This window comes from Flavobacterium sp. LC2016-13 (genome assembly GCF_009707955.1).
Taxonomy (GTDB): domain Bacteria; phylum Bacteroidota; class Bacteroidia; order Flavobacteriales; family Flavobacteriaceae; genus Flavobacterium.
Genome location: NZ_WMDQ01000004.1, coordinates 212,649 through 237,446, shown reverse-complemented (window position 1 = coordinate 237,446; position 24,798 = coordinate 212,649). Strand labels below are relative to the sequence as shown.

The window sequence follows — 24,798 nt, the reverse complement described above, 5'->3', positions numbered from 1 at the left end:
AAAAAGTAAAGTATGAAGCACTATTTGAGTTTTTTTATGTTGTTGTTTTCGTTTGCCATGTTTTCGCAAACAGAAGATGCCTGGGTATATTTTAATGCAAAACCTAATGCACAAAGTTTTCTAGATACTCCATCTCAAATGCTTTCGCAACGGGCTCTAGATCGCAGAACCAATCAAAATATTGCTTTAAGTTTTACGGATGTACCTTTAGAAAAAACTTTTGTTAGTCAGATCAAATCGAGCACAGGAATTACTATAAAAGCACAATCTAAATGGTTGAATGCACTTCATATTCAGGGAACTCAGGCTAATCTTTTGGCATTAAAATCATTATCATTTGTTGATAAAGTAGTTTTTGCAGATAGAAACTTGAATGTAACTTCTAAAAAAGTTTCAGAAAATCAGGTTTCAATAACAAATGATAAACTCAACACTACAGTTGATTATGCTTACGGAACATCTGCAAATCAAATTCAGATGCTTAACGGACAAGTTTTACATCAGCAAAACTATACGGGAGCAGGTAAAATAATAGCTGTTTTAGATGCAGGATTTCCCGGAGTAAATACGGCGCAGCCGTTTCAAAACCTGATTGCAAATAATAGAATTTTAGGAGGTTATGACTTTGTTTCCCGAAATGCAAATTTTTATGCAGGAGATGATCACGGCACAATGGTACTTTCTACAATGGGAGGTTATAAAGAAAACGCTTTAATTGGTACTGCTCCAGACGCTTCATATTATTTGTTTATAACGGAAGATGATGATTCTGAAGGACCGGTTGAAGAATCGCTTTGGGTAGAAGCTGCAGAAAAAGCCGATAGTTTAGGAGTTGATATTATTACAACTTCATTAGGATATTTTGGGGAATTTACAAATTCTCGCTACAATCATATTTATAGTGATATGAACGGAACTACTAATTTCATTTCTCGTGGTGCCGAAATTGCTTTTAGCAAAGGTATAATTGTTGTGGCATCAGCAGGAAATGAAGGAACTCAAACGGAGAAACATATTGGCGGGCCGGCAGATGCCGTTTCTGTTATTGCCGTAGGATCTGTTACAGCTTCGAAGGTAAGATCTAGTTTTAGCTCAATTGGGCCAAGTTTTGACGGAAGAATAAAACCGGATGTTATGGCCAGAGGATCTTCTGCAACTGTCTCAAATGCATCAGGAACTATTATTGGTGCTGATGGAACTTCTTTTTCATGCCCAATTATGGCAGGAATGATTGCTTGTTTATGGCAGGCTTTTCCATCTAAAACCAACCAGCAAATTAGGCAAATGATCCTTGAATCATCAGATAACTATACGACTCCAAATAATACTTATGGATATGGAATTCCGAATTTTGGATCGACTTTAGGAGTAGAAAGTTTCGAGAATACAACATCATTTTCTGTTTATCCAAATCCGGCTCAAACAAATGTTTCTTTTTCATTTTCTGATCAAAACGAAGTAGCTTCGGTAATTATTTATTCTGTTTTAGGACAAAAACTTATCGAAAAACAAATTACAAATCAAAATCCAATTCTTTCCTTGCAATCCTTAAAAAGCGGGCTGTATTTTTATACTTTTGATGTCGAAGGTTTGCATAAAACCGGAAAGATTGTTAAGCAATAATATTTTTTTAATGAATAAAATTACCCAGCTTTTTAATATAAAATATCCGATTATTCAGGGTGGAATGATTTGGAACAGTGGTTATAAATTAGCTTCTGCTGTAAGTAACGCTGGCGGTTTAGGACTTATAGGCGCAGGATCGATGTATCCTGAAGTTTTGCGTGAACATATTCAGAAATGTAAAAAAGCAACCGATAAACCTTTTGGTGTCAATATTCCGATGCTATATCCTAACATCGAAGAAATTATGAATATTGTGGTCGAAGAAGGCGTGAAAATCGTTTTTACTTCTGCCGGAAATCCTAAAACGTGGACTCCTTTCTTGAAGTCACATGGGATTATTGTAGTTCATGTAGTAAGCAGCAGTGTATTTGCGCTCAAATCGCAAGAAGCGGGAGTTGATGCTGTTGTTGCTGAAGGTTTTGAAGCTGGCGGACACAATGGTCGCGAAGAAACAACTACGTTGACATTGATCCCGATGGTAAAAGAGAAAATTCAAATTCCACTTATTGCAGCAGGTGGAATTGCAACGGGAAGAGGAATGTTAGCAGCGATGATTTTAGGCGCCGATGGCGTTCAGGTTGGAAGCCGTTTTGCAGCATCTGTAGAATCATCAGCACATGATAATTTCAAAGAAACAATAGTTAAAATAAAAGAGGGAGATACTCATTTGACTTTGAAAGAATTAGCGCCCGTACGATTGATTAAGAATAAATTTTATCAGGACGTTCAGTCTTTATATGAAAAATCTCCTTCAAAAGAAGATCTGGTTCAGCTTTTAGGAAGGGCAAGGGCTAAAAAAGGAATGTTTGAAGGTGATCTCGAAGAAGGAGAACTGGAAATAGGTCAAATTTCAGGGTTAATTCATGAAATTTTACCGGTAGAACAAATTATTCAAGAAATGATTTCAGATTTTGAAATTGCGTGCTTGGAAAAGGCTAAATTTGAGTTTTAATGACGGCAAGAATTACAATATGAAAATCATACGCACTTCTATATATATAATACTATTTTTTTTAGCACTGGGTTTGCAACAAACTTATGGGCAATCATATCAGTTTAAGACTTCGGGATTTAGTGTTTTAGAAAAAAATGAAAAAGGAAAATGGGGCGAATGGTCAAATCTTGATCTCGTTAATCTTTCGGTAATTCTGGATACAAACAAACATCGAATTGTTGTTTATTCCCAGGAAATTCAGCTTTTTAGAATCATGGATTATATTGAACGTGAAGAAAATGATACTGATATTACATATTCTTTTTTATGTAAAGACAATGACGGAAACGAATGTAAACTTTCAATCATAACCCGTAAAAAACAAGATTATCGCAAACAGCTTTATATTAATTACGATGATCATATTATAGTTTATAATATTTTTAGTGTTTAAACTAAAAAATAAAACCCGACAAATTTTTAAATCTGTCGGGTTTTATTTTTAAAATTCGATCTTGTATTTTTTGTTTTATTGCGTTACAACAACTACGATTTTATTAAAATCAGCCGCCGCATTAATTACGGCTTTATATTCGTCAAAACTGGCCAAAGGATAATTAATGATATTATAAAACTCTGTATTTTCAATAGTTACTTCATTTTTATTTTGAGAATAATTACTAATAAAAGCAGCTTCAGTTTTACCGTTAAGTTGCGTTTTATAATCCATTACAAACTTATCCAGGTTTTTAATCGTAGCTCCTTGCGGCAATATAATTTTAATTTTTCTGGTGTAATAATGAGGATAATCAATTTCGATAGGCAGCATTCTTTTATTTTCCTGATAAAATTCCATTTGACTTCCTATAGTTTGTCCAACAGAAAACAGGTAATTTCCTCCCGCTTTTTGAATCATATCTTTTCCATCAAAAGTTAAATTCATTATATATGGCTTTTTACCAATAAAATCGATTCCGTCATTTTCTGTCGTAAGTGTTTTACATTCCGCTTTTAGCGTATAATTTTCAGAAACATTTTTTAGCATTGTTTTATATTGATCTGCCGATATAAAATCTTTCAAAGGCTGAAAATTCAATCCTGAATAACCTCCATAAGTCATACGGCTTGTTATAGAAGGATTTTCTAGATCTTTTGTAAAGTCTACAGTAATATCCATAAAATCATGTGTGATTTCAGTTCCCGGAATCTCAATAAAATTGATTTCTCCAATTCCCATCGGAATACCTGCGAATACTTTTTCTTTGATAAACAAACCGTTGTTATTTCCTAAATAATTAGGAAAAAGTGGAATACGATATTCAATTTCAGTTGGGCTAAGGTATTTTTTAATTGCCGGAAAATAGAATATGAAATCATTTAGATTTTCATAGCTTTCAAAATCTTTATCAAACGGAATTTTATAGCGATTTGATGTAAAGACAAGGTTTTGCTCAATTTTAAAATACTTAAAAACAGCGGTATATAATTTTAATATATCTAAACTATTTGCTTGTTTTGTTTTTATAACATCACTTAATGTTTCTTTGGCATCAATATATTTATCATAAATTATCGTTTTTTTAATCTTGTTTTCGATATTCCAAATTTGTTCCTGAGCATCTTTAGATTCTGGGATTGAACTACAAAAAGTTGCAATTGCTTTTTCTTGTTTTTTATCTAAAACCGGATTAAGCAACTCATAAGTATTGGTTGCGTACTCTTTAAAGCTATTAATATTTCTGGCTCCGGTATATGCATTGGCATCCATTTTATAACGGAAAAGCTTTAGTTTAACATCCCAATTCGAATACTGTTCGTCATCTTTTAAAGCGATTATATCTTTTTCGGTAATCGTTAAAACTTTTTTCTTTTCGAACTTTTTTTCATCAAGAACTGGTTCACTTAAACCATTATATGATTTGGTTTTAAAGAAAAGATGAGCAGGAGTAATCAATTCAAAATTATATACGGCAATTGGATATTCATCCTGCATTTTTATAGTATTTCCTTTTAAATCCGGAGCTTCTTCAATAATATAAAGTTTTTCGATAACGGCACCTTTTTCAAGACCATTTACAGCAAAATAGTTGTATTTCATGCCTTTTTCCTCATCAACCTCTTCTTTTATATCCTTTTTATCCAAAGTAATAACTTTTCCGCTTTTTAGAATTACACGTGCTTTCGTAACAAGAATATTTTCGTTGCCTCCAAAAGGAATATAAATTTTGTTATTACGCTCAATTGCATCATCAGAATTGATGTATCTTTTTTCGTGTATTAAACGATATTGAATAGCGGTGTTTTTATCAACAACGACTTCTATTTTTGAGGTACGATTTAGAATAACTTCTTTTTCATCCTTATAATTTGCAGGAACTTCAATCGTATTTTCTTTCTCATTCCAGTTATAATCTTTGAAACTATAATCTTGCGCAAAAAAAACGGACGTAGCCATTAATGCGATGAAAGTAAAAACTGTTTTTAAGTATTGTTTTTTCATTATTTTTCTAATAAAATTATGGTCTCGTTATAATTAGTCTTTAGTTTTTTAATGGTTTCATTCCAAGGTTCAAAATCGGTTTTATCCAACATCATTTTTTTTTGTGTTAAACTAACATTTAGACATAGAATATTTTTCTTCAACTCATAAGCAAAATGTGCTTTTACGTAATCATTGTCTAAATCAAAATTTTTCGGAAGATATTTTATAGTGTAATTTTGTGGAATCTCTACTGTATATTGTGATGTAAATTGTGTTAGATAGTCAAATTCATATTTAGAAACACGATCTTTTGCTAAAATTATATTGTCTAAAAATTTGTCTAAAAATAAATTCAGATAGATTTCCTTATCTACTTTTAAAATATAACTATCAAGATCAAAATTGTAATCAATTGTATAAGGCAAATCTTTATCGGTTAGATTTTCTTCTTTAAAATCTTTTAGGTTGAATTTATTGTTTCCTTTCAAGACTAACGATTTAATCATTTCAAGACGCCTTTTGTTAGCGGCATCGCCAATTTGCATTAAAATATGGCTTCGATTATAACCAAATCGTTCGATTTTTGCAGTTCCAATCAATTTGTTATTATCAATCTTTAACTGTACAGTTTCTTTAACTTCATTTTGATTTGGAGGAACAACTGGAACGGGATAAATTTTATAATGATCGTTTTCGCTAAATAAAACTTCTTTTCCTTGTATAAAAGCAGTTGGAATTCCGTAACGGGTTTCTTTATCAGTTCCATCTAAAAAAATATAATCATCGCCCTTTTTAAAAATTGCAATCATGTGATTATCGACAGAAGGTGTTGCTAAATCTTTATAAGAATAAGGAATACTTCTTGTGCCAATCCAGGCAATTGTTACATCTTTTATTCCGGCATATTGCGCCATACATGATATTATGCTTGCCATGTCTTTGCAATCACCAAATTTTCTATGAAAAACTAAACTGGCCTCACGCGGAATAAAACCTTCATAACCATTCTCGAAAGCGATATATTTAATGTTCTCTTTTACCCAATAAAAAATGCTTTTTACTTTCTCTTCATCAGTCGTTTTATTTTGGATGATTTCTAAAGTAAGCGACTTAAGATCAGGATCTTCTGTTTTATTCAAATCTTTTACAAATGCTTTGTAGTAATTGAATAATTCAGGGATATCTCCTAAAATCGGAGTGGTTTTATTATTTATGGTATATTCTTTTATATAAAAATCAATATGTGGTACCTGATATAAATAACCTGGCGAACCTTCTTCAAATTTCGCCGGTTTTATATCAGATAATGTCCATTTGTATATCCATTTTCCTTTTTTTTCAGTTTTAGAAAAAGAAATCGTATTATCAGGGTCATTGAAAATTTTGTAATCAATAACAATGTTTTTCTCTGCTCTTACTTCTAAAGTCGAATTTTGAATTGGCAAAACGTCTCCAAAAATATGTTTGTGCAACAAATGCGGATCTATAAATTGTGTCTGATAATTGTATACTTTTTTAGCTCCGGTTTCTATATTTGGAAAAATAAGCTGACGCTCTTTTACATCATTATAAAAAATTGAACTTTGCTGCGATTGTTTTTCATTGCTTTGGGTAACTTTTATTTTTTTTTCTTTCCCATTATCATTGATAACCGTGTATGCTTCATAACCTTTTAATTGTATAAGATCAGAATAAGAAAATGATTCCTTATTATTGAATATACCATTTTGAGTCAAAATCAAAGATTGGACGTGATTGTCTTGTATTACTTTTAAAGCGTTGTTTTCAATTGAAATATCATACGTTTCGGAATTATCCAAAATGACTTCATTATAATCAGGATAAAAGTTTTTAATATCCTGAAATGACTTTTGCGCTGTACCTGAAATTGAATAGAAAAAAAAGAAAATGATTAGAAAAAATAATCTATTTGATAATATCGACCAATTCATCTGAATCATATTTTTTCGTTTCTACTAGTTTCCCAGCGTTATAAATTAGTACATTACCGTGCAGTTCATCACTTTTTAATGATATTTCAGCCCAAAGTTGTCCGTCTTCTTTAAAGTATTGTTGTTTACCTTCGAATGAATTATTGACAAAATTTTCTTTTTTAAATGGTTTTCCGTTTGTATAATATTCAATTCTTTCGCCTTCTAAGCCGCTGTTTCTATAAGTGCACTCGTATTCTAATTTTCCTTCAAAACTATTGATGATAAATTTACTGGTGATGCTTCCTTTATTAAGTTTAAATTGAATAGCGATTTTTCCATTTGGATATGAAGATAAAATATCGGCTGTTTGATTTTCGATATTAATCTTATCATTTAATTCTCCTGTTTTATTTTTTCGGATAAAATACTTTGGAATGTTATTTTCATAACCAATAATTACTATTGGTTCTCCTTTTTGATTAAAATAAGTAGTTTCACCCTCAATTGCACTGTTAATTTGTGCATATTCTATCATTTTTGATTTGTTATGATAATAACGAATCGTTTTTCCGTTTTCAACACCAAAATTATGCTCTTCAGTTAGTCTTAAATTTCCAACATAATCATAATATTTACTAAGACCGTTCAATTTTCCGCAATAGTAATTTTTCTCAATAAGAAGAGAACCTAAAGGAGAGTATTCTTTATATAAATTATGAAGTTTCCCGTTAATATATTCAGCTTCGACTATATTGGTTTTAAATTTATCATACGAATTAAATTTCCCATTTAATATGCCGTTTTTCATTTCATAATTTCTGCTGTACGCTCCATTTTGAAATGAAAGAGTAAATTTTCCTGTTTTATTCTTATAATCAATATCATTTTCCTGTTTTCCGTTAATATCGAATGTTTTTCGATTAGTCAGATAACTATTTATATAATGATCAATATTAGAAATTTTTCCGTTTTGAAAATAAGTGAATTTATCAAATGCAATATCATTCTCTACCATAAAACCTTCAGTGCTAACAGCTCCGTCAGAATAAAATGTTTGGTAAGGACCATTTTGCTCTCCTTTTTCGTAGTTAAAAAGTTGAGACACTTTATCACCATCATAAACTTCATAACGACCACTTATAGTGTCATTTGTATAATTATTTTTACTGGAAAGATCACCGTTTCTATCATAACTTGTACTTATACCATTTGTTTTGCCGGCGATGTAAAACTCATTTAATCTTAATACTCCTGATGCATATAAATAATTCCATTCACCGCTTTTTTTGCCTTTTTCAAAAGCACCTTTAATTCTGAGTGTACCATCAAAGTTTTTCAATTCAAAACTTTTTTTGGTCAGATTAACCGGAACCCCTTTCGAGTCATTTGGACTAAATTGAAGACCTGATTTTAATTCTCCCGATTTATGTTTTTCTTCAAAATATTTATTTCCGTAAATATCAAAAAAGCTATATGTTTCAAGATCTCCTTTGTTGTAGATACTTTCATAAGATTTTTTGCCATTTTCAAAGTAATCTGTAGATTTTACAATATCGCCTAAAGCATAAATATTTTCTTTTTCTAATGCTTTGTTTACGTTATAAAATTTATAAGATCCCTCAACAATACCATTTTTATAAACAGCTTCAGATTTTATAGTTTTACCGTCAAAATATTCTACATAGTTTCCTTCAATTTTATTGTCGACACAATTATAAGTTTCCGTTAAAGCTCCAATCTCATTATAGATATTGTATTTACCGCTAAGTTTTCCGTTTTTATAATCGATTTCATTCTTTTTGGTTCCGGTTTCATACAAACAAACCAGATTTCCGTCTCTTTCACCATTGGTAAAGTTTATTTCACAGTTTTTACCACCGTTGGGAAAATAAGATACACATATACCGTCGAGCTTATCATCTTTATAATTTTCTGTCAATGCGATATTTCCATTCTCATAATAAGAAGTTCTTTTTCCATTTAATTTTCCTGCAGTAAAGTATTTTTCTTCTGTAAGTTTTCCTTTTTCGTCATAATACTTTTGTAAACCATCTAAATTTCCATCTATAAAATTAAGTTCTCCATTTAAATTCCCGTAAGCATTTAAATATTTACATTTTCCCTGAAATTCTCCATTGGTTTGTTTTCCAATTATATAAGGTCTTTCGTTACGAATAGAAACAATTACCTCTTCTTCTTTACCAAAAAGATCTAATTTTCTTTTTCCAAAGGCAGACCAAAGATCTTTTGTTGCATAATCATCAACAAAAGCAACTATTTTTTTCTTTTGTTTATTTAGTTCTTTACCAATTTTATCTTCGATAGAAAGCAGGCTGTAATAAGAGTATCCTTCAAGCTGATTTTTTTCGACCATTTGTTTTACCCATGGCATGTATGTAGTTTCAAAAAATCCGTCAGCTATTTTGTGTTCTGCTGAATATTCTGCAACAGCTTGTACCTGACGTGTTAGTACATCATCAATACTCGATTTTATTTTGTAAACCTTTTTTAGCGGTAATTGGTTTCTTAAAACAGTTTCTATTTCTTCAAAATTATCTCCGGATTTTGAAAAAACCAGTTTGTTTTCCGTAAGATAATTTTGTCCGTAGTTAGCATTTAATTGCATAACTGCCTGACTGGCAAATGCACCTGTAGGAGCAACAATAAGATAACTCATTAATGCAAGAGTTCCTTCTACTATTTTTCCGTTTTCAAGAGCGATACTACCCAATAAATAATGCGAAGATGCATGATTAGGATCATTAGTTACAATGCGTTTAAGTATATCAACCGCTTTTTGAGGTTCTTTTTTACGAACATATAAAATAGCGAAGTTGTATTGAAAAGTAGAAGAATTTGATAAGTATTTCTCTCCTTCTTTAAATATTTTTTCAGAGAGATCATATTCTTTTTCGTTGCTTAAAAAAATACCATACAATTTATATAACTCAGGATTTTCATCCATTTTGCCTCCTTTATATAAATCTTCCAAAAATGTTTTTAGCTCGGTTTTTTTCTCCTGAGCGCTAAGTGTTAATGCAATTTCGTATTGCGCATTAAGATATTTGGGATCTATTTTACTTATTTTATGGAATTCTTTTAAGGCTTCATCATATTTTTTATTATCATAAAAGTCAACGCCTTTTTTGATTATGGAGTCATTATTATAAACATAAGCATAATCAATTTGTGCATAGTTTTTTGAAAATGAAACTAAAAAAAACACCAATAAAATTTTTCTCATTATAGATTTAGGTTTTTCAAATATAAAAATTTTGACCTAATTTGTATCTATTATAGGTATTTCTTTATTAATTATTTTTTAACTTTTAATTTGAATAATAATTAGCTCTAAACCAATATGTTTGTAAAAATATTTGCAATTTAAATAAATTATATAAAAAGCAACTAACCCCGACAGTTTTCAGAAAGCTGTCGGGGTTTGTTGCTGAAAAACTTAGGAAGTAAGTGTCTGAGAACCTCAGACACTTACTTAAGAAATATCCTTAATAAACTCATCATACTCTAAATAGAACATTTCGAGAGCGTGCATTTTTTCAAAGAAGAAATCAAAAATAGTATCCCAGTTGTTACGATTGCTGAAACCAACTCCTTGTTTTTCGACCCAAATTCGGCTAATTGTTTTGCTGCTTTCTAAAGTATAATTTTTTTCGAAAACCAAATCCTTTATGAATTCTTCTTCCAGAATATTTTTTAAAGCTTCAATTTTTTCAAAATAAGCAATACGTTTTTCATCGCTGCGAGGTTCGATATCAATTAAAACCTGTGCTTTTTTATTGTCAACATAAAATTTAAAAGAGAAGTCTTTGATTTTTGTATCATAAAGAACCCATTTACGTGGATATTTTTCGGCGAAAGCCACCCAAAACTCTCTTTTTAATTTTTGTGATTCCTCTCTACTGTACATTTTTATGGCTTTAAATTTAGAAAACTTGTAGAACCGCGTTTTCTGGACTATATTTATATTTTATTTGAAAGTACAAAAATAAACTTTGAATATGGATTTTCAAGATTTTTTGCAATATGTTCCTAATTTAATTCCTGTTGAACTTCCAGCTGAAGCTGCGCATATAAAAATGGCACCTAAAGAGCGAACAGAAGCATTAAAAAACCTTGATTTAAAAGCTATAAATCCGAGAATTGCAGCCGTTATGATGTTATTTTATCCAAAAAATGGAGAAACACATTTGGTTTTAATTGTCAGAAATGCTTATAATGGCGTTCACTCATCGCAAATTGCTTTTCCGGGCGGAAAATATGAGACTTTTGATGCGTCTTTTAAATATACAGCTTTACGCGAAACAGAGGAAGAAGTTGGTGTTTTGTCTGAAAAAGTTGAAGTCATTAAGGAGTTTTCGCCAATGTATATTCCGCCAAGTAATTTTTTAGTACATCCTTTTTTAGGGATTTCAAAAGAAGAACTTTTGTTTCGTCCCGATGTGAGAGAAGTAGCTGGTATTATAGAGCTTCCGCTTTCATTTTTTTTGAATGATGAAATTATTATCGAAGCCACATTGTCAACTTCTTATGGAAATAATATTTTAGTTCCCGCATTCAATATCGAAAATCATATTGTTTGGGGAGCAACAGCAATGATATTAAGTGAACTAAGAGATGTTTTGAAAACTGTTTTTAAAGAAAAATCGTAAATACATAAATTTAACAATTTGATATTCATTACGATATCAATTTCTTTTCGGAATTGTTTATTAATGTTGCCAAATCAATATATTTTGTATGTTTGCGATTCAACAAAAAACATAATACTAACACAGCTATGGGATTGTTTAAACGAAATCCTTTTGGACATATATTATTCATTAAAAAATGGTTAATTCGTATTTTGGGCGCTATGACGCACCGAAGATATAGAGGATTTAATGATTTGCAGATTGAAGGATCTGAAATTATTAAAACACTGCCTGATAATAATGTTTTGTTTATATCCAATCATCAGACTTATTTTGCTGATGTAGTTGCTATGTTTCATGTTTTTAACGCAAGTTTAAGCGGACGTGAGGACAATATTAAAAATATTGGTTACTTGTGGCAGCCAAAAATGAACTTGTATTATGTTGCTGCAAAAGAAACAATGCAAGCCGGTTTATTGCCTAGAATTCTGGCTTATGTTGGAGCAATTACCGTAGAAAGAACCTGGCGTGCAAAAGGTGTTGATGTAACTGAAAAACGTGATGTTAACCCAAATGATACTGAAAATATTAAAATTGCGCTTGAAGATGGCTGGGTAATTACATTTCCTCAAGGAACAACAAAGTCATTTAAGCCTGTTCGTAAAGGAACCGCACATATTATCAAACAACATAAACCTATCGTAATTCCGATTGTAATTGATGGTTTCCGTCGTTCGTTTGATAAAAAAGGACTCCGTATGAAAAAGAAAGGAATTCTTCAATCGTTTATCATCAAAGAACCTCTTGATATTGATTATGAAAATGATACTATCGATGAAATCGTCGAAAAAGTAGAATTTGCTATCGAACAACATCCATCATTCTTAAAAGTTATTCCTGCAGAAGAAATTAAAATTCAGGAAGAATTAAATAAGTTGAGAAGATGGGAATATTAAAGGGATTTTAGATTTCTGATTTTAGATTGAAAAACTTTAGATTTTTTACCAACTCGAATTTGGAATTTTAATATTCCAATTTAGAATATATCTTATACTATCTCAGTATTAAAAAAACTAAGCAACTCAGAACCTTAGCGCCTTAGCACCTCAAAAAAAAACTTTGAACTTTTGCGACTCAGAACCTTTGCACCTCAATTAAAAATCAATTTTCTTCAACTCCTTATAATTCGCATACAATCTGCGTAACAGAGTTCCGTATAATAATCTGTAAAAGCACCAGAATATCCCTAAAAAGGCTAATGTTACCAAAAACAAAATACCAACAGTAATAAACATTGCTTTGCCATTTGTAGCAAGTTTATCTCTCAGGAAATCCATTTCAGGATTGTATACAAAGGCGATGAAAAAGCTAATAATTGAGCTTATAACAGCCATTCCTAAATTGTACCAAACATAATATTGAACTGTTTTTCTGGTTTTTAAAATGCTGCTCATCAACAATTTTGTAGATCCTGTAGTAGAAATCGTTTTGTAATTTTTATAGAAAAAATACACAAAAATCAAGACCACAACATAATTGAAATAGGTTAGGAGCTCAAGATAAAATATCATTTCTGCATGTTTTATCTTAATCAGCATTTCATCAGTACTGAAAAAGAAATTCGAAACCGTCCAAAATAGAATCTCTAAAATGCTAATAATCAAAATCCATTTTACAATAGAAGATGATTTTTTGTGAATCATTTTATAGATTTCTTTTTCAGAAATTTGTTCAAAAGAATCCGAGTTCTTTTTCCAGTCTTTTTTTAGTAAATCCAGTTCTTTCATAATAATTTTTAAGGATTTAGTATCTTTTTAAGTTTCCCCTTGATTCTGTTCATTTTCACACGTGCATTCACTTCGCTGATACCTAAGGTTTCAGCTATTTCTTGATAATCTTTGTCTTCTAAATACATAAAAACTAATGCTTTTTCGATGTCATTAAGCTGATAAACGGCCTTGTACATCAATTTAATCTGTTCTTCTTCTTCATAATTGTAATCAACATCTTTTACAAAATGCTGATGACTTTCATATTCTACTGTCGATACGGTACGTTTGGTTTTTCGGTATAAGGTAATAGCGGTATTTAAAGCGACACGATATGTCCAGGTCGAAAATTTACTGTCGCCTCTAAATTTTGGATACGCTTTCCAGAGCTGAATTGTTATCTCCTGAAACAAATCTTTGTGTGCATCTTCGCCGGCAGTATATAATCTACAAATCTTGTGGATTATATTCTGATTTGCCTGCAATTGCGCAACAAATGATTGTTCTAGATTTTCGCTCATATTTTATTAGTAGGTATGAAATGATTTTTGTTACAGTTAATCTTTTATTTTTTGCCACAGATTAAAAAGATTAAAAAAGATTTGTAATTCTTTTTCACTTTAACGCAATATAAAAAAACATTTTAATCCGTGTAATCTGTGGTAAAAAAACTATAATTCTCGCGTTTTATAATAATTCACCATCAAGTCAACAAATTTACTATAGCTTTCCATGCCATCTTTTTGATTGTTTGTTTTTAGGAAATTATCATAAAGAATATGGAAACCTTCGTCAATAAAAGTGTCATATTGTTTCCAGAAATCGTGGCTTTCTTTATAATTTTTTAAAATTCCGACATGAACAGTTTTTTTCAATTGATTAAAAATCTTCTCATTTTTTACCTGCCAAATTCCTAAACAATAACGCAATGCAAAACTATAACCGGAATATTGATAATACAAATTATCATTTTTAACCGATGCTAAAACGCCAATAAAATTACATTCGCTTTCGCTTGCAAATCCTATTTGATGCGCCATTTCGTGGCAACTAGTAAGCGGAAAATTATACATTGGCATTAAATCATTTACCTGAGCTTCATTTGTAAACGGATTTAGATAACCTCCAAAACCCATATAAGTCAGCGGTAAACTAAAAAGTGATTTTTTAACGCTTAAAATTTCATATTTAAAATAAGGATGTTCTTTGGCAAGATTATTATATCCATTTAAATTCATTTGAAAAGCTTCGTTTTGAGAATACGGAAAAACGATTTTAGCACTGTCATTTTTCGTTATTTGAAACTGAATTTCATTTGTTTTAATGATTAATTTTTTAGTAAAAACCAATAATTCAGCATCTGTATATTCTCTTTGAATTTTCATTTTTTCGAAAAGAGGCTCTCTGTAATAATTGAAGGCCCATAATAAATGAAAGAAGAAATAGAATATTGAAAGAACGCTCAAAACCTTCAAAAGATTATCTTTCCATTGAAGTTTCCATGTTTTTCTTGTTTTCCATAACCATCGGATTAATAATAAAATTAAAATAGAATAGATACAATCGCCAAAAGAAAAAGGAATTTTACCTAAAACGATTCTTGAAAAATGAGAGATTTTCAAATATAATACGTTGCTGTAAAAACGTTCGATAAATTCTGGAAAGAAAGGAAGAATCTTTAAAAGAATGATTTGTACGAGAAATAATAAAGGTAAAATGTATTTTGATTTCACAGCATAAATTTTGATTACGTAAATATAAATACAATATTGATTGATAAAAAAAGTTAGCCATGAATTCCACTAATTTTCACTAATTAATAATTCTGTAATTGTAAAAGCAGAAAAATATTCTTGAATTATATTTTAATTCCGATAAGATTAGTGCTAATTCGTGTAATTGGTGGCAAAAAAGAATTTAAACTTTGTAACTTTGGGACTCTTAATTGTTAAACTTCAAACAAAATATAATGAGTCAGGAAATAAGAAATCTGGAACCGAAAGCGCTATGGAATAAATTTGCAGATTTAAATGCAGTTCCACGTCCGTCAAAGAAAGAAGAGCGTGTGATCGAGTTTATGAAGAACTTTGGAAACAGCTTAGGTTTAGAAACTTTTGAAGACGAAATTCGAAATGTAATTATAAGAAAACCGGCAACTCCGGGAATGGAAAACCGTAAAGCAATTGTACTGCAAGGACATCTTGATATGGTACATCAAAAAAATACAGATACAGTTTTTGATTTCGACACTCAAGGAATTGATATGTATGTTGATGGTGACTGGGTTCGCGCTCGCGGAACAACGCTTGGTGCTGACAATGGACTTGGAGTAGCAACAATTATGGCTATTTTAGAAAGCAAAGATATTCCGCATCCTGCAATTGAAGCATTATTTACAATTGATGAAGAAACTGGAATGACAGGTGCTTTAAACCTTAAAGGAGGAATTCTTCAAGGTCAGATTTTATTAAACCTGGATACAGAAGAAGATGATGAAATTGATATTGGTTGTGCAGGAGGAATTGATGTAACAGCTACAAGAGCGTATCACGAAGAAGAAGTTCCGGAAGGATCAGTTGGACATATTATTACGGTAAAAGGTCTTAATGGAGGTCATTCAGGAATGGATATTCATAAAGGTTTAGGAAATGCTAATAAAATTATGAACCGTTTATTATTTGATGCTTTTGAAAACTTCGGTTTACAAGTGGCTGAAATTAATGGAGGAAGTTTACGAAATGCGATTCCGAGAGAAAGTGTTGCCAAAGTCATTATTTCTGAAATGTTTGATGAAGCGTATATTTTTGATATGCAGGAAATCATCAACGATATAAAAGCAGAATATAAAACAACAGAGCCAAACCTTACTATCGAAATCGTAAAATGCGATTTACCAGAAAAAGTAATGGATTTAGGTGTTCAGGAAGGAATTATCAGAGCAATTTACGCCGCACATAATGGAGTTTACAGAATGAGTGCTGATATGGCTGATTTAGTAGAAACTTCAAATAATATTGCGCGTGTTATCGTAAAAGATGGCGAGATTTTAGTGGGATGTTTAACACGTTCTTCTGTAGAAACTTCAAAATTTGATTTGGCTAATTCTTTGCGTTCTGCTTTTGAGTTGGTTGGTTGCGAAGTAGAACTTTCAGGATCTTATCCGGGTTGGACACCAAATGTCAATTCTGAAATTTTAGATACTTTGGTTGGAATTTACGAGAAACAAAACAACGAGAAACCAAAAGTTGTTGCTTGTCACGCAGGTTTAGAATGTGGAATTCTTGGAACAAATTATCCTGATATGGATATGATTTCTTTTGGTCCAACCATTCATGGAGCACACTCTCCTGATGAAAGAGCAAGTATTTCATCAGCTCAAAAATATTGGAAATTCGTATTAGAAATTCTTTCGAATATTCCGATTAAGTAATAAGTCTCAGTATTCAGTAGCAGTTTTCAGTTTCCTTTGAGATTGAAAACTGCTACTGTCACTGAAAACTGAATACTGCGACTGAAAATTTAAAAATTAATCTCTTTTAGGAGCATTTTTCTTCTCTCTTTTTTCTTCTTTCTTTTCCTTAGCTGTTTTTAACGGTTCTTTTTTTACCGTCTTTTTAGCGTCTTGACTTTTTGCCATGATATTTAAAATTTAGTTATTTCTCTTTTTTTGATCTAAGTAAATGTAGAAATAATATTTCAATTTATTTAAAGTAATTATTTTAAAAAATCTCCATCAATTATCAGTAATTCAACACCTTTTGTAGTTATAGAGCGGTGAGAGCTTACATCATCAGAAACTACATAAGTCATTCCTTTTGAAAGTTCGAATTTTTCTCCGTTCTCTAATTCACTGATAAAATTTCCTTCAAGGCAATGTACAATGTGTCCTTTTTGGCACCAATGATCAGCAATATAATTCTCAGAATAACTAACTTTTCGAATACGTAAACCTCCTAATTGCAATGTTTGCCAATACGCAATTCCGGTCTCTCCTGAATGTTCAGTTTTAGTAATTTTACTCCAGTCGATGGTTTGAAAAGATATATCAGACATATTTTTATGGTTTTATATTTGAAATAATTTAAAAAAAAATCCTCAATACAAATTTGTAACTGAGGATTTAAATATTTTATGTTTTGAAAAGTATTTTAATTACGTTTCAACACCTTATATTGTTCATAACAAGCACTAATGGCATCCATGATTTGTAAATCATTTGCTTCCTGAATAAAAGCATCAGAATAACTGCAACGGTGTAAAATTTCAGGGATTTCATCTTTGCTTACACCTAAAAGCACCGATACGGTTTCGCGATCGTATTTTGATTCTAAAAGATTTCGAACAGTATCATCCTTTCGCATTTCCTTCAATTTCTTGAGTTCTCTTCCGTTTTTTCCGAAGAAATTATAAAGCATATCTGCAGGATTAAAAATAGAACCTAATACTTTTCCAAATGCATTTGGAGAATATTCACCCGCTTCATAACCTTGTGTAAGACCTGAAATACTATAACGATAATTTTCTTTAGTTGGGATTAATTTTGAATCTACTTCAAGATAACCTGTTAAATTAAAAGGAGCAATAACAACTTCTTCAAGTGCAATTGCTTTTTCAGTAAGCTGAATTCTGGTAATTTTATTTTTTATCCAGTCATTTGTTACTCTGATTCTTAAAGATTGAAATCCTAGTAATGAAAAGTGAATGGTATCGTTGGGTTGTACATCAATTTCAAAGTAACCTTTAGCGTCAGACATGGCGCCACGAACTTTGTTGGTGTTGATGATATTTACGTTAGGAAGAGGCTGTTTACTATTATCGTTAATAATGTAACCAGAAACTCTTTGCGGAACAGTAGATTCTGTGTCTTGCGCAAAACCAACGGCTGATAGTAGGGTAAAAAAGAAAACTGCGAAATATTTCATATCCTGATTTAAAGCACTAAAAGTACTAAATAGGGATTAAATATTTCGCAGTCTTCGAATATAATTATCAGAAAATTAACAAAGGTAGCAGTGTTGCTTTTAGTATTTAAATAAAAAAGGATAAGGAAGATTAAAATACAAAACTCATTTATAGGGCATAAGATTCTTAATGTAAAAAAAATCCCAAATTCCAATTATGTATGGAATTTGGGATTTTGTATTTTAAGATATTAAAGTATTAATCTCTTCTTGGTCTTCTTGGTCTTGGTGAATCACCAAAGCTTTCAGAACGTCTTGGAGCTCTGTCTGAACTTCCTTCACTTCTTGGAGCTGAACTTCTAAAACCACCTTCTCTTTTTGGAGCAGATGAATTTCTGTCGCTTCTGAAACCACCTTCTCTAGGAGCAGAGTTTCTGTCGCTTCTAAAACCTCCACCACCAGAGCCTTCACGTCTTGGTCCGAAACTTCCACCACCTTCGCGTCTTGGTCCGCCAGAACTGCGTCCACCGCCGCTACGGCCATTATGGTCACGTCTTCCGCCACCATCATTTTTAGAAATTTCAACATTAATACGACGTCCTTCTAATTGTACGTTGTTTAATACTTCCATTACTTTATCAGTATGTTCAGGATCAGTGTTAAAGAAAGAGAAACCTTCTTTTACATCTACTTTGAAAACGTCATCACGACCTAAGTCTAATGTTTCTTTCAAGTAATCTTTAAGTGTCATCCAATCGAAATTGTCTCTTGAACCAATGTTTACGAAATAACGAACTGCTCCGTTATTATTGAATTCTCTTGGCTCAGAATCACTTCTTTCACGTCTTTCAGAACCTGAAGACTGATTAGAAATATCTCTGTTCTTTTTATAGTAAGCAATAAAACGGTTAAATTCTACCGAAACCATTTTCTTAATCAATTCTTCTTTAGATAAACCTTCAAGAACATTGTTAATAGCTGGTAAGTAGTTGTCAATTTCGTGATCAACTTCAGTATCTTTAATTTTGTTTGCTAAGTGCAATAATTGAATTTCGCAAATCTCAATTCCAGATGGAATAGGTTTTTCTTCAAATTTTTGTTTGATGATTCTCTCGATAGAAGAAATTTTACGCAACTCACTTTTTGTAACAATTACAATAGAAGTTCCTAATTTTCCAGCTCTACCAGTACGTCCGGAACGGTGATTGTAAGTTTCAATTTCGTCAGGAAGTTGGTAATTTACTACGTGAGTAATATTATCAACGTCAATACCACGTGCAGCAACATCAGTAGCAACAAGCATCTGAATTTGTCTTCCACGGAAAGATTTCATTACACCATCACGTTGCGCCTGAGATAAATCTCCGTGCAATGCAGCAGCGCTGTATCCATCTTCAATTAATTTTTCAGCTACAGCTTGTGTATCTCTTTTAGTACGACAGAAAACCACAGAGAAAATATCCGGGTTAGCATCGGCTAAACGTTTTAAAGCTTCGTAACGATCACGAGCATTTACTAAGTAAAATTCGTGAGAAACTGTTGCAGAACCTGAGTTCTTAGCTCCAACAGTAATTTCAACTGGTTCGCTCATGAATTGTTTTGCAATTCTTGCAACCTCTTGTGGCATAGTTGCAGAGAACAACCATGTACTTTTTTGATCCGGAGTATCTGATAAAATAGATACGATATCCTCATAAAATCCCATGTTCAACATTTCGTCAGCCTCATCAAGAATACAGTAATCTATATTTTTAATGTTTACTAAACCTCTGTTAATCATGTCTTGCATTCTTCCTGGAGTTGCTACAATAATTTGTGCTCCTCTTTTAATCTCTCTAGCTTGCTCTGTAATACTAGCCCCGCCGTAAACTGCTACAACATTAATACCTTTCTCGTATTTTGAGTAGTTTTTAAGTTCGTTGGTAATCTGTAAACAAAGTTCTCGTGTTGGCGATAAAACTAATGCTTGTGTATTCCTATTCTCAGCATCAATTTTTTGAATTAGCGGAAAACCGAAAGCTGCCGTTTTCCCTGTCCCTGTCTGAGCCAACGCAACCATATCTGTGTCTTTTTCCAATAATAGGGGAATCGCCTTTTCCTGTACCTCTGACGGATTTTCAAATCCTAGATCTAAAATCGCCTTCAGTAACGATTCATTCAATCCTAATTGTTCAAATTTATTCATATGTATTTTTAAAATAGGGTGCAAAATTACTGTTAATTATTCAGATAAACTAATCCAATTTTAAGAATTATGTATTTGTTGTGATTTGATTATCAAAAGGTTATGTTTATCGTAAAATCATTTTTATCCAAAATGAACCAAAACTCAAAAAAAATTCGTCGTGAAATATAAAATTTCGCCTTTAAAATGTTGTATTTTAAACAATTATTTTGTGGAGTTCAGATAATCAATTAGTTGCTCAGTTGCTTTTGCGCGATGGCTAATTTTATTTTTAATATCCGAAGATAATTCTGCAAATGTCTCCGTATAATTTTCCGGTTCAAAAATAGGATCATATCCAAAACCATGATTTCCTTTTTTTTCTAAAATGATATTTCCCTTTGCAATTCCGGTAAATAAATGTTGTTCTCCTTTAATATTCAATGCAATAACGGTCTTAAACTGTGCGCTTCGATCTTTTTGTTCTGCCAAAGCATCAAGAAGTTTATTCATATTATCATCAGCATTCCGTTGTGCTCCGGCATATCGGGCAGAATAAACGCCTGGTTCGCCATTTAAAGCTGTTACTTCTAAACCTGTATCATCAGCAAAACAATCATAACCGTATTTTTCAGTAACATAATTAGCTTTTAAAATTGCGTTTCCTTCAATAGTATCTGCCGTTTCGGGAATTTCTTCGTGACAGCCAATTGCTTCAAGACTTAATAATTCTATAGATCCTTTAAGAATGCTTTGTATTTCTTTTATTTTATTGAGGTTGTTTGATGCGAAAACGAGTTGCATGATAATAAGTTTAAAGATGTATAAGTAATTTGAAACACAAATTTAGAATTCTTATATTTGATATGTTGCCTAAAAATACAAAATAAATGCAGATATCCGTACTATATAAAAAAATAACTCCTTTTGTTAAACCGTACAAAAAAATGGTTATTGCTACATTATTACTTACTTTTTTAGGTTCGTTTGCAGCTCAGGTAAATGCTTTAATATTAAAATATACAGTAGATTCTATCAGTAATTTAATGGTAGCGCACGAACCATTATCAAAAGGGTTTCATTTATTAGAGATTATTAGTATTGTTTTGCTATCCAAAGAATTGGTGTATTCGGTAGTACAATTTGGGCAAAAGTTTTATGGAGAAAAACTGCGAATTTTTATAACTCGTGATATTTCTCAGGCAATTGTCGAGAAAATCCTGAGTTACAGAATGGAGTTTTATACTTCAAACGAAAATGAAAGCGGAAAGCTTCAAACTAGAATCGATTTAGGAATTAGCAGTTTAACCAGATTAGTTCAGAATTTTTTTATTGATATTTTACCTCTGTTTACAAATGCAATTGTGGCTTTGGTTTTAATGTTTTATGCCAATGTGTATGTAGGTTTAGTGAGTTTATGCATTATTCCCATTTATTTTTACATCAGTCAATTGCAAGCCAATAAACTAAGTGGTTTTAGACGAAGAATGCGAACGTATCGTGAAACGAAGAATAACGGAATCATAAGCTTAATTGAATCTATAACTGTTATAAAATCATTTGTTCGTGAACCTATGGAAGCTGATCGTCATCAGAAAATTCAATTTGAAATGACAGAAAATCAACTTGGAACCAGAAAAACCAGTTTTATTTTTGAAAGTATTAAAGGTTTCGTTGAACAAATTGGAGTTGTAATTATCATTATTCTAACGGCTTATTTTGTTTTGAATAATACGATGACAATTGGGGCGATTATGTTTCATATTATGCTGTTTAATAATGTTTCGGCACCAATTAGACAATTGCACCGTATTTATGATGAAGTAAACGATGCCTTAATTTATTCTGAAGGCTTTTTTGATATTTTAGAATCTGATAATGAAAAAGAAACGAGCGGAGATTATATTCCTGAAAAAATTGTTGGACTTATAGAAGTTAAGGATGTTGATTTTGTTTATCCAAACGGAACAAAAGCACTTTCTGATATTAATTTCACCATAAAACCAAATGAAACAACGGCTTTGGTAGGATTAAGCGGAGCTGGAAAAAGTACTGTTATTAATTTGCTCGATAAATTCTATTTGCCTTCGTCAGGAAAAATTTATTTAGACGGAGTTGATTTAAACGATTACAATACCGATTTTCTGCGCAAAAATATTGGATTGGTTTTGCAGAAAAACCACATTTTTAAAGGTACAATTGCCGAGAATATTTTATACGGAAATCCTGATGCCTCACAATCAGAAATTATAGAAGCGGCTCAACAAGCCTATATTCACGAACAAGTAATGCAATTGCCAAAAGGTTATGATTCTGATGCACATTTACTTTCAGGAGGACAACAACAACGAATTGCCATTGCAAGATTATTTTTAAAAAATCCGCCCATTATTTTTTTAGATGAGCCAACGGCCAGTTTAGACGCGATTGCAACAGAACAAATTAAGAAATCACTCGATGCCATAAAAAAAGACAGAACAGTTATTATAATCTCCCATAGTATTTCTCAAATTATTGATGCATCACATATAATAGTTTTAGAACAAGGAAAATGTGTAGAACAAGGCACGCACGATGAATTATATGATAATAAAGCTACTTATTATCAAATTTTTATGGCAATGGCAAATAGTTTAAATATTGATAAAATCACGCAGACTTTTGATTAGAGTTTCTGAAGATGATTCTCTCCATTATAAAAGCAAATAAAACTCCAAAAGTATAAGCCAGAATATCACTCCAAAGAAAACCTTGCCCCAGAACATATCTGCCAAAAAGTGTTTTTCTAAGTTCAACAATCCATTCCGCTTGATAAAGTTGCAAAAACTCAATTCCGTAGCAAATCGATACACTCAAAATTATAATTTGCAAAGATTTTTGATTTGTAAATAGGATTCTCACCAAAAAATAAATCATTACAGCATACAGTAAATCACCAATATATAAAGGGATTAATGCAATTTTTCTTGACATAATTCCAAGAAAAATAATCAATAGAAACAGGACGAAATAAAGAGCTCTGGATTTATTCAAATTTCAACCTGATTTAGCATTATTTGTACTTTTTTAGTATTACAAAAATACAAAGATTCGAATAGGACTGTTTTATTTTATAATTTTATTGATTATCTAACATATAACTACATGCATACAAAATTTAATTTTTTTATTGTTTCAATTTTAGTTTCGTTTCTTTTTATAAATGAAGCACATTCTCAAAAAAATGATTCATTCGATGTTAAAAAACAACTCGAATATTGCGCAGCACAAGCCTCTAAAACATTGACTGTAATTCCTGATGACGGAACTTCTCCAAGAATGGTTCCGAATGGAAGCAAAGAATGGAAATTTGTTGGTTACAAAGACTGGACAAGTGGTTTTTGGCCTGGTGAATTATGGTATTTATACGAAGCAACGGGAGATAAAAAATGGGAAAAACAAGCCGATAAATTCAGTCAGTTTTTAACGCCATTATCTGTAAGCAAAGCAGGCGACCACGATTTGGGTTTTCAGATTTTTAATAGTTTCGGAAACGGATATCGCTTAACAAAAAACAAACAATACAAAGATGTTATCCTTAAAACGGCAGATACTTTAGCAACGCTTTTTAATCCAAAAGTAGGAACGATTCAATCCTGGCCACATAATAAAATGGGAGGACATAATACAATTATTGACAATATGATGAATTTGGAACTCCTTTTTTGGGCATCTAAAAATGGAGGAAACAAAAAGTTATATGATATTGCTGTAAAACATGCTGAAACCACAATGGCAAATCATTTTAGACCGGATTATACTTCTTATCACGTTATTATTTATGATTTTGAAACCGGTAAGAAGATAAAAGGAAGAACGGCTCAGGGATATAGTGATGATAGTATGTGGGCGAGGGGACAAGCTTGGGCTATATATGGTTTTACAATGGTTTACAGAGAAACAAAAGATCCCAAGTTTTTAGATTTTGCACATAAATTGGCCCGTGTTTATTTAGATAAATTAACCACCGAAGATTTAATCCCGTATTGGGATTTTAATGCACCCGGAATTCCTAATGAACCTCGAGATGCTTCTGCAGCTGCAATTGTTTCTTCGGCACTTTTAGAATTGAGTTCTTATACAAAAGACAAAGCTTTGAAAAACGAATATCTTGCAAAATCTAAAAAAATGATTGTTTCGCTTTCAGATCAGTATCAAAGTCGTGACGTGAATTCTGCATTTTTGCTTCATTCAACCGGACACAAACCGGCCGGAAGCGAAATAGATTGTTCTATTAATTATGCAGATTATTATTATCTTGAAGCACTTTTAAGACTTCAAAAACTAAAATAGAATC

General features: G+C 31.5%; 20 protein-coding genes. 8 read left to right on the top strand and 12 right to left on the bottom strand.

The genetic code is table 11. From position 1 onward, the window contains the following. Positions 1 to 12 precede the first annotated feature (12 nt). The 3 genes from GKZ86_RS10300 to GKZ86_RS10290 are packed head-to-tail and all read left to right on the top strand — an operon-like array spanning position 13 to position 3,014. Positions 13 to 1,623: a S8 family serine peptidase gene (locus GKZ86_RS10300; protein ID WP_154783023.1), complete on the top strand. Its 1,611-nt coding sequence runs from the start codon at positions 13 to 15 to the stop codon at positions 1,621 to 1,623. Positions 1,624 to 1,633: 10 nt separating this feature from the next. After that, complete coding sequence (locus GKZ86_RS10295) at positions 1,634 to 2,578, top strand: nitronate monooxygenase family protein (protein ID WP_194632479.1); 945 nt, start codon at positions 1,634 to 1,636, stop codon at positions 2,576 to 2,578. Positions 2,579 to 2,597: 19 nt separating this feature from the next. Next, entirely contained in the window at positions 2,598 to 3,014 is a 417-nt protein-coding gene (locus GKZ86_RS10290; protein WP_154783021.1) for a hypothetical protein, read from the top strand. A 75-nt stretch (positions 3,015 to 3,089) separates the two neighbouring features. On the opposite strand, the gene GKZ86_RS10285 is transcribed toward GKZ86_RS10290, so the two are convergent. The 4 genes from GKZ86_RS10285 to GKZ86_RS10270 form a co-directional block, all read right to left on the bottom strand. After that, positions 3,090 to 5,060: a DUF3857 domain-containing protein gene (locus GKZ86_RS10285; protein WP_154783020.1), complete on the bottom strand. Its 1,971-nt coding sequence runs from the start codon at positions 5,058 to 5,060 to the stop codon at positions 3,090 to 3,092. Next, positions 5,060 to 6,994 (bottom strand): transglutaminase domain-containing protein, encoded by a 1,935-nt coding sequence (locus GKZ86_RS10280; RefSeq protein WP_194632480.1) that lies wholly within the window; start codon positions 6,992 to 6,994, stop codon positions 5,060 to 5,062. The genes GKZ86_RS10285 and GKZ86_RS10280 overlap by 1 nt, the downstream gene beginning before the upstream one ends. Then, complete coding sequence (locus tag GKZ86_RS10275) at positions 6,969 to 10,220, bottom strand: toxin-antitoxin system YwqK family antitoxin (protein ID WP_154783018.1); 3,252 nt, start codon at positions 10,218 to 10,220, stop codon at positions 6,969 to 6,971. Before GKZ86_RS10275 ends, GKZ86_RS10280 begins: the two co-directional genes overlap by 26 nt. 249 nt (positions 10,221 to 10,469) lie before the next feature. Continuing rightward, positions 10,470 to 10,904 (bottom strand): DUF4268 domain-containing protein, encoded by a 435-nt coding sequence (locus tag GKZ86_RS10270; RefSeq protein WP_154783017.1) that lies wholly within the window; start codon positions 10,902 to 10,904, stop codon positions 10,470 to 10,472. A gap of 91 nt (positions 10,905 to 10,995) precedes the next feature. On the opposite strand from GKZ86_RS10270, the gene GKZ86_RS10265 reads away from it, so the two are divergent. Then, on the top strand, positions 10,996 to 11,646 hold the full coding sequence (locus tag GKZ86_RS10265) for a CoA pyrophosphatase (RefSeq protein WP_154783016.1): 651 nt from the start codon (positions 10,996 to 10,998) through the stop codon (positions 11,644 to 11,646). Positions 11,647 to 11,774: 128 nt separating this feature from the next. Then, entirely contained in the window at positions 11,775 to 12,584 is an 810-nt protein-coding gene (locus tag GKZ86_RS10260; protein ID WP_154783015.1) for a 1-acyl-sn-glycerol-3-phosphate acyltransferase, read from the top strand. A gap of 198 nt (positions 12,585 to 12,782) precedes the next feature. Here GKZ86_RS10260 and GKZ86_RS10255 read toward each other — a convergent pair whose 3' ends face one another. The 3 genes from GKZ86_RS10255 to GKZ86_RS10245 form a co-directional block, all read right to left on the bottom strand. Next, positions 12,783 to 13,415 carry a hypothetical protein gene (locus tag GKZ86_RS10255; RefSeq protein ID WP_154783014.1) on the bottom strand — a complete coding sequence of 211 codons (633 nt, stop codon included), beginning with the start codon at positions 13,413 to 13,415 and terminating at the stop codon, positions 12,783 to 12,785. A gap of 8 nt (positions 13,416 to 13,423) precedes the next feature. Next, the gene (locus tag GKZ86_RS10250; protein ID WP_068843197.1) at positions 13,424 to 13,918 is read right to left on the bottom strand and encodes an RNA polymerase sigma factor; all 495 of its coding nucleotides are present in this window, start codon (positions 13,916 to 13,918) and stop codon (positions 13,424 to 13,426) included. Positions 13,919 to 14,068: 150 nt separating this feature from the next. After that, positions 14,069 to 15,130 carry a DUF3810 domain-containing protein gene (locus GKZ86_RS10245; RefSeq protein WP_194632481.1) on the bottom strand — a complete coding sequence of 354 codons (1,062 nt, stop codon included), beginning with the start codon at positions 15,128 to 15,130 and terminating at the stop codon, positions 14,069 to 14,071. Positions 15,131 to 15,366: 236 nt separating this feature from the next. Here GKZ86_RS10245 and GKZ86_RS10240 point away from each other — a divergent pair, with 236 nt between their 5' ends. Continuing rightward, positions 15,367 to 16,827, top strand: coding sequence for an aminoacyl-histidine dipeptidase (locus tag GKZ86_RS10240; protein ID WP_154783013.1), 1,461 nt, complete (start codon positions 15,367 to 15,369; stop codon positions 16,825 to 16,827). 284 nt (positions 16,828 to 17,111) lie between these two features. Here the strand turns inward: GKZ86_RS10240 and GKZ86_RS10230 are convergent, their stop codons facing one another. The 4 genes from GKZ86_RS10230 to GKZ86_RS10215 form a co-directional block, all read right to left on the bottom strand. Further along, complete coding sequence (locus GKZ86_RS10230) at positions 17,112 to 17,450, bottom strand: DHCW motif cupin fold protein (RefSeq protein ID WP_154783012.1); 339 nt, start codon at positions 17,448 to 17,450, stop codon at positions 17,112 to 17,114. Between the two features lie 95 nt (positions 17,451 to 17,545). Then, positions 17,546 to 18,319 (bottom strand): carboxypeptidase-like regulatory domain-containing protein, encoded by a 774-nt coding sequence (locus GKZ86_RS10225; protein WP_059118028.1) that lies wholly within the window; start codon positions 18,317 to 18,319, stop codon positions 17,546 to 17,548. Positions 18,320 to 18,557: 238 nt separating this feature from the next. Then, positions 18,558 to 20,483 carry a DEAD/DEAH box helicase gene (locus tag GKZ86_RS10220; RefSeq protein ID WP_154783011.1) on the bottom strand — a complete coding sequence of 642 codons (1,926 nt, stop codon included), beginning with the start codon at positions 20,481 to 20,483 and terminating at the stop codon, positions 18,558 to 18,560. A 204-nt stretch (positions 20,484 to 20,687) separates the two neighbouring features. Next, entirely contained in the window at positions 20,688 to 21,266 is a 579-nt protein-coding gene (locus GKZ86_RS10215) for a non-canonical purine NTP diphosphatase (RefSeq protein WP_154783010.1), read from the bottom strand. Positions 21,267 to 21,352: 86 nt separating this feature from the next. On the opposite strand from GKZ86_RS10215, the gene GKZ86_RS10210 reads away from it, so the two are divergent. After that, on the top strand, positions 21,353 to 23,131 hold the full coding sequence (locus GKZ86_RS10210; protein ID WP_154783009.1) for an ABC transporter ATP-binding protein: 1,779 nt from the start codon (positions 21,353 to 21,355) through the stop codon (positions 23,129 to 23,131). On the opposite strand, the gene GKZ86_RS10205 is transcribed toward GKZ86_RS10210, so the two are convergent. After that, positions 23,112 to 23,435, bottom strand: a complete 324-nt coding sequence (locus GKZ86_RS10205) for a DUF2809 domain-containing protein (RefSeq protein ID WP_194632482.1) — start codon at positions 23,433 to 23,435, stop codon at positions 23,112 to 23,114. The two genes, GKZ86_RS10210 and GKZ86_RS10205, sit on opposite strands and share 20 nt — an antisense overlap. Positions 23,436 to 23,606: 171 nt before the next feature. On the opposite strand from GKZ86_RS10205, the gene GKZ86_RS10200 reads away from it, so the two are divergent. Continuing rightward, complete coding sequence (locus GKZ86_RS10200) at positions 23,607 to 24,794, top strand: glycoside hydrolase family 88 protein (protein WP_154783007.1); 1,188 nt, start codon at positions 23,607 to 23,609, stop codon at positions 24,792 to 24,794. The last annotated feature ends 4 nt before the right edge of the window (positions 24,795 to 24,798 follow it).

What these genes read in the sequence shown, in the direction of transcription:
- GKZ86_RS10280 (WP_194632480.1), bottom strand. Translation starts at nt 6,994, where the DNA reads ATGAATTGGTCGATATTATCAAATAGATTATTTTTTCTAATCATTTTC.
- GKZ86_RS10285 (WP_154783020.1), bottom strand. Translation starts at nt 5,060, where the DNA reads ATGAAAAAACAATACTTAAAAACAGTTTTTACTTTCATCGCATTAATG.
- GKZ86_RS10240 (WP_154783013.1), top strand. Translation starts at nt 15,367, where the DNA reads ATGAGTCAGGAAATAAGAAATCTGGAACCGAAAGCGCTATGGAATAAA.
- GKZ86_RS10290 (WP_154783021.1), top strand. Translation starts at nt 2,598, where the DNA reads ATGAAAATCATACGCACTTCTATATATATAATACTATTTTTTTTAGCA.
- GKZ86_RS10230 (WP_154783012.1), bottom strand. Translation starts at nt 17,450, where the DNA reads ATGTCTGATATATCTTTTCAAACCATCGACTGGAGTAAAATTACTAAA.
- GKZ86_RS10275 (WP_154783018.1), bottom strand. Translation starts at nt 10,220, where the DNA reads ATGAGAAAAATTTTATTGGTGTTTTTTTTAGTTTCATTTTCAAAAAAC.
- GKZ86_RS10225 (WP_059118028.1), bottom strand. Translation starts at nt 18,319, where the DNA reads ATGAAATATTTCGCAGTTTTCTTTTTTACCCTACTATCAGCCGTTGGT.
- GKZ86_RS10270 (WP_154783017.1), bottom strand. Translation starts at nt 10,904, where the DNA reads ATGTACAGTAGAGAGGAATCACAAAAATTAAAAAGAGAGTTTTGGGTG.
- GKZ86_RS10255 (WP_154783014.1), bottom strand. Translation starts at nt 13,415, where the DNA reads ATGAAAGAACTGGATTTACTAAAAAAAGACTGGAAAAAGAACTCGGAT.
- GKZ86_RS10200 (WP_154783007.1), top strand. Translation starts at nt 23,607, where the DNA reads ATGCATACAAAATTTAATTTTTTTATTGTTTCAATTTTAGTTTCGTTT.
- GKZ86_RS10205 (WP_194632482.1), bottom strand. Translation starts at nt 23,435, where the DNA reads ATGTCAAGAAAAATTGCATTAATCCCTTTATATATTGGTGATTTACTG.
- GKZ86_RS10260 (WP_154783015.1), top strand. Translation starts at nt 11,775, where the DNA reads ATGGGATTGTTTAAACGAAATCCTTTTGGACATATATTATTCATTAAA.
- GKZ86_RS10295 (WP_194632479.1), top strand. Translation starts at nt 1,634, where the DNA reads ATGAATAAAATTACCCAGCTTTTTAATATAAAATATCCGATTATTCAG.
- GKZ86_RS10220 (WP_154783011.1), bottom strand. Translation starts at nt 20,483, where the DNA reads ATGAATAAATTTGAACAATTAGGATTGAATGAATCGTTACTGAAGGCG.
- GKZ86_RS10215 (WP_154783010.1), bottom strand. Translation starts at nt 21,266, where the DNA reads ATGCAACTCGTTTTCGCATCAAACAACCTCAATAAAATAAAAGAAATA.
- GKZ86_RS10210 (WP_154783009.1), top strand. Translation starts at nt 21,353, where the DNA reads ATGCAGATATCCGTACTATATAAAAAAATAACTCCTTTTGTTAAACCG.
- GKZ86_RS10265 (WP_154783016.1), top strand. Translation starts at nt 10,996, where the DNA reads ATGGATTTTCAAGATTTTTTGCAATATGTTCCTAATTTAATTCCTGTT.
- GKZ86_RS10250 (WP_068843197.1), bottom strand. Translation starts at nt 13,918, where the DNA reads ATGAGCGAAAATCTAGAACAATCATTTGTTGCGCAATTGCAGGCAAAT.
- GKZ86_RS10300 (WP_154783023.1), top strand. Translation starts at nt 13, where the DNA reads ATGAAGCACTATTTGAGTTTTTTTATGTTGTTGTTTTCGTTTGCCATG.